The sequence below is a fragment of the Pseudomonas fluorescens genome, from assembly GCF_902497745.1.
In the GTDB taxonomy this organism is placed as follows: Bacteria; Pseudomonadota; Gammaproteobacteria; order Pseudomonadales; family Pseudomonadaceae; genus Aquipseudomonas; species Aquipseudomonas fluorescens_BM.
Genome location: NZ_CABVHJ010000033.1, coordinates 2,339 through 7,521 on the forward strand (window position 1 = coordinate 2,339; position 5,183 = coordinate 7,521).

The 5,183-nt window shown below is 49.4% G+C and carries 4 protein-coding genes; all 4 read right to left on the reverse strand.

Going from position 1 to position 5,183, the window contains the following annotated elements; all coding sequences use genetic code 11:
* Positions 1 to 481: 481 nt before the first annotated feature.
* Positions 482 to 1,183 carry a hypothetical protein gene (locus tag F8N44_RS30035; RefSeq protein ID WP_150652902.1) on the reverse strand — a complete coding sequence of 234 codons (702 nt, stop codon included), beginning with the start codon at positions 1,181 to 1,183 and terminating at the stop codon, positions 482 to 484.
* A 38-nt stretch (positions 1,184 to 1,221) separates the two neighbouring features.
* Positions 1,222 to 2,910 (reverse strand): hypothetical protein, encoded by a 1,689-nt coding sequence (locus F8N44_RS30040; RefSeq protein ID WP_150652903.1) that lies wholly within the window; start codon positions 2,908 to 2,910, stop codon positions 1,222 to 1,224.
* A 34-nt stretch (positions 2,911 to 2,944) separates the two neighbouring features.
* The gene (locus tag F8N44_RS30045; protein WP_150652904.1) at positions 2,945 to 3,661 is read right to left on the reverse strand and encodes a hypothetical protein; all 717 of its coding nucleotides are present in this window, start codon (positions 3,659 to 3,661) and stop codon (positions 2,945 to 2,947) included.
* 46 nt (positions 3,662 to 3,707) lie between these two features.
* The coding region (locus tag F8N44_RS30050) for a hypothetical protein (RefSeq protein WP_191630983.1) at positions 3,708 to 5,183 on the reverse strand (1,476 nt) is incomplete at its 5' end.

Here is a 5,183-nt window from a genome sequence, read left to right on the forward strand (position 1 = left end):
CGCCATCGCCATCGCCATCGCCATCGCCATCGCCATGATGCTTCGGCTTCAATTCAATGACCGTGTTGCACTCAGCTCCTGCGTCCGCCGAACATCACTGCGTACTCAAACGAGTAATTGGGCGACATAGCTGAAACCCGAACCTGGAACGAAACTGACCCAACGCTGTGTTACGCCGTTCGTGCAATACCTTTGTAAAACACTGCTTGAGCGGATAAGGGTTGCCACGCAATACCACAACAGTTTCTTCCAAATGACCTTTGTAAGCCACATTTGGCAACGCCTGAGCAAGTTTAGCGTGTTTGATTAATGCGGCGCGTGAATGCAAACCAGAGAACGAGTGACAAGGCTCGCGTCCTACTGCTTCCGACACTACCGCATTGACACATAATAGCGTTGCAATGAAAATCCAAAAAGCCAACACATAGGGACCCAATTAGTCATGTCATTTCATTGACGATGGACAACTGCAAGAATTCACTCAAATAACAAATTCAAGTGCCAGAGTTTGGACCGCCCTGAAAGACATTACCAAATGGTCCCCTCGGGCAAGCTGCAACGCATTAGAATCAAAGGGAGCAAAGGCACCGCCATGCCATGCTCCGTTCTCATACTTCCACAGATAAACACCAGTCGACGACGTTATTTCCCCTGATCGTGTCATGCGCTGAAGTTCAATTACAGCTTCTTGACCATTTTGCCCCGTGGTCAATACTGAAAACGGTATCTGATCCACAGAGGCAATAGAATAGGCACCGCTCACCAGCCAGCTATCGACAACGCCCGGACCATAAGTGCCTAACAGGAAACCTTCATGTAGCTGTACGTTTCCCACGCGAGGGGTACTCATCACCTGCAGACTCAAAGGCTGTGATCTGGCCACCACTGCTGCGTTTCGGGTAACTGTCACATACACATCAGCCGTCGTCTCTGACCAAGCATCAGGCTCAATCAACAGGTCGTAGACCAATTCGTTCGGATCCTTGACGGGCAGTGGATCGCCAAGCTGCTTCCCATTGAAGAACAGCGTAATCGTATCCCCCGCCTGGGTCGTGTCGCTCACGGCTGAAACCACAATCGGAACCTGCGGCGCGAGTGTCGCTTTGTCCAGTACCAGGGGGCCTGATGGCGGGTGTTGATCGAGCACTTGGTAAAAGTAAGGCGCTGCGAGCTGTTCAATCATATTTTAATCCCTGTGTTCACGTGCCAATACACCCGAGCCTAGTGGAAATACGAACCTAGGCCGCTCGGCGGGAGAGTATCAATGTGGCAATGTAATATTTTCGATCTTGGCAATGTGGATGAATCAATCTGACGATTCAAGATTTTCGGTAATGGCGACGAAAATGAATCAATTTTAGTCATTGTGTACTGCACGTCGCAGTACCCCATAACGCCTTCTACCGATTGGCCAAAGCCCCAGAACCCGATACGCGGAAACCAGATGTCCACATAGCCGCGTGCGATATCCAACTTGCTGACTTCTCGATCCCGCGGACTCACAATCCGCACCGCCATGGGGTCATCGGCACCCGCCATCCAACCCGAAACATCTAACATCACATTAACCACGTACCGAACGTCATCCCATAGAATGCCTGGATTCTGCTCACCAAGCGGCACTCGAATGGTCAGGCCTTGGGCGATGGTGTTAGCGTTAATGACTACACCGTGCCCTAGCGTCTCGACAATGGTTGGCGCTTTTTCCGAACCGTCATGTAGACGGGTCGCCGGTCCCGGATCGCCTTTGGCATAAAATATCCGCGTAGACGCCAAAGCTGCCGGCTGCATTAGCGGCAATACGATGTAAGTCAGCTCATTGTCGATGGACGCATCATCTTCGAATGTTTCGTTGTGCAGTCCGAATTTCGAAAATGACGCGGACACCGCCCCTGTTCCCGCTCGTGCAAAACTCGAATTACCCACAAGCTGAACCCTTCGGTTACACAATACGAATATCTGATCTTGGATGGCGTTACTCGGGTACGCTGGAATCATGCAAGCAATCGAATCGATCGTATCATCGCTTGGTATTGTCACTATAGAAGGTGGTAATTGTGGCGCAGGCAACCCAGGGTCCGCGACTGATTTGAAGTCAGGAATAACGAAGGTGGCCACTGATGCAGTCTTAACACCACACGTTCCAGAAATGACACCGGCGTAAGTACCGGACGTTTTCGCTGCACAAACATAGACACTCGCAACGCCATCTATATTAGTAAGTACATCCACCGAAGGCATCGAGTTTTCGTCATAGTTAATGGTTAGAAAATTTTTGCCGTCCGAGTTTAAATCGGGATAAAACTTAATGCCCGCAAACGAGTGCTCATAGTCCGAAAACAGACGAAAATTAATATCTTTCAAGGCCGAACCCGTTATCGAATCTGACACATATACACTGCAAACAAAGTAGTTCCCTCCCGAACTTGATGGTGTGTCATCGAGACTCAATGCAGGCACCAACTGGTACGGGTCGAAGATTTGCTCAATGCGTACGTTTGGCTCAGCCACCGTATAGTTGTTGCCACCATTCACATCTTTATCATCCAATAAGCTTGCGATGAATATGCCAGGTGCATCTGCGTCAAGCGCAATGGAAGAATACAGAGCGCGAATCGTCGCAGTAGCGACTGAACAATCCAGACTGTTACTGCGCGCGTAAACTTGCCAGGGGGAACCGTCAGTGAGTTGTGTCGCATCCTTGTCGGGGGAACCGAAAAGAACAAACCTATCGTGCTGGCTACCAACGTTTTCAAAAACTACAATTTTACCATCAGCGACACCGCCAGGAATGGACAGGGTTGCAGTGAAGGTGACAACCTGCCAAATGTAGAACCTATAGCTCTCGTCAGCCGTATCAGGTACTACAACCAGCGTGGCCTGCGGTACAGCTAAATTATTCTGTCTCATCAGCAATCCCCTGGAACTATCATTACCGGACGCGTCATATCGTTACTGTCACGCTCAGGTTGGCATCGCTCTTCAGTGCCAACGACAATTCGTCACCCTTTTTCAACGCTACGCCGGAGCCAGACAGAGCGAATACCCACTGCTTCGCTGTGTAGGTCATCGTGCCGACGGGCTTCAGCTCACCGACCGCCTGGGTGCGCTGGGACAAGGTCAGCACTGCTCCGTCGTCCTGCAACGCCCCACCCCCCAAGGGTGCAGGTAGATCGCCCAGCATAGATATCAGGACGTCGCTATTTTGAGAAATTGCATAATCCAATGGAACGATCCACGAATCGATCAAACCCTTAAGATAGAAACCGCCATACGCTGCTTGGTGATATTGCACATCCGCCTCCGCGCCAGGCGCATTTTTGATGGTAATACTCAAAGGTTTCGACGATGAGAGGTTAGCCGCCCGGCTTTCAACAACATAGGAAACATTGAATTGATCATTGCTGAACGCAGACAGTGGCTGAATCTTAATCGCAATTCCTTTAGGAGGAAAATCGTCAGGGTCCGACACATAGGCATATCGCAAAAAATCGTTTTGATCGTTCACACTATTAAAGAGAACCGTTATTTTGTCGCCTCTATCGATTTTCGCATACGGTCTAATGATCACCTGAATAAATTCGTTTTGGACATTGCCAAGATTCAGAACACCATTAACAGCTTCCGGCAGCGACGGCGCAGCAAGTTTGTTTTCTGTCATTGCAAGCCCCCATTCCTGCCCGCCCAAAAGAGGCGGGCAGGAAATTTTAGTTGCGTGAGCCAATACCTGAACTGTAGAACTTATTTTTCACACTTTGAGAGGTTAGATCTGGATGTGGCTGTGCACCCACCCAGTAGAACGCTGTAATGTTGCCCAAATGCCCGGTGGCCTGGTCATCGCGATAACCCGCCGTGTCGGAGGGCATAAATCGCGCGACAACATAGCCATCCCTTATCTGCGAGTCAGTGAGAGTCACAGTGCATGTAGCAACACCTTGTTTCGGAATAGGGTGTCCATTAGCTGCCCAACCGCTAAGAATAATCTTCGCAGTCACCTCCATACCGGGTTGGAGATTCGTTTGCTGGCTCAAATCCAACCTGACTTGCAAGCCCTGCAGACACATTGAAGGGTCTACCTCATTAGGCTTAGTTGAACCTATAAAGGTTGGTGCATCAATATTTGGGTTGCCAGCTGGCGGCACATCTGGGGCGATAGTTGTATCTGATCGCCATACCTCCATTATCTCAGCGCTAGATTGGTTCATACGGTTCTCGGACTGCAATACGATATACGAGACCTCATTCCTGACTGCGTCTCCTTTAGTTCCCGGCGCTTCCGGCTTCTTAAACATTGTTATCGGAACTTCAAACCTAGAATCGCTGGAAGCCCAAGAAGACCGATCATGATAATACAGCGTAGTCAAATACGTTGATATTTTTTTGTCATTGTCTACATGCGACCCCACTACAACAAATTGCGTACCTCTGGAGTAGCCTGAACTCACATCAGGGATGTAACCTATAACGGTTGCCTCAGTGCTTGCATCAACTAAGCTAGAGGGCAAATGCGGCGCTCTAACGCCGGAGTCCGGACGTGCTAATTTGTTAACGACTAATGTTCCTGCGCTAAGGTCCTCACTGCCAACCAAATCGAGATGAACGTCGCCGAAAACCTCTGTACTGCCGGCACATATGTAAAGATCAAATAGACCCTGCGCGTTACTTTTTATGAGTTGAGTTGTACCAGGCACGAGACTATTACTAGGCGTATGCACAGTTCCGTCTTTGTTGTCATAGATAACGAGTTTACCCAGCGCACCGTCAATCGGGCTACCAATGCCGTCAGTCGTACTTTGCTGCAGGCTCAGATGAGCGACGAATACCCGGTCGGTGATAAGTTCATCAGTATCTTCTGAAATTGGAGTGTAAGTGACATGAAAATAATTGAGAGGGGTTTCCGTTGGTACAAAAGGTGCGCTCCCAGGGTTCGCAACCAAAAACATATCACCCGTAATAGCTGTATCACCCGGACTAGCAGCTAGAACCAGCAAATTTGGCACCCCAGTCACAGGAACTGAATCACCAGCAATCGGGATAAAATTCGCGCCCAGTTTAACGTTCTCACCGCTTAAACCGCCGACATAAACTTCGATACTTACAGTCGTTGTATTATTAGTTCCATCTATATCTGTTGACGGAATGAAAATTCTCCCGTTTCCCTGGTCGGGATTGACAGCTTTAAT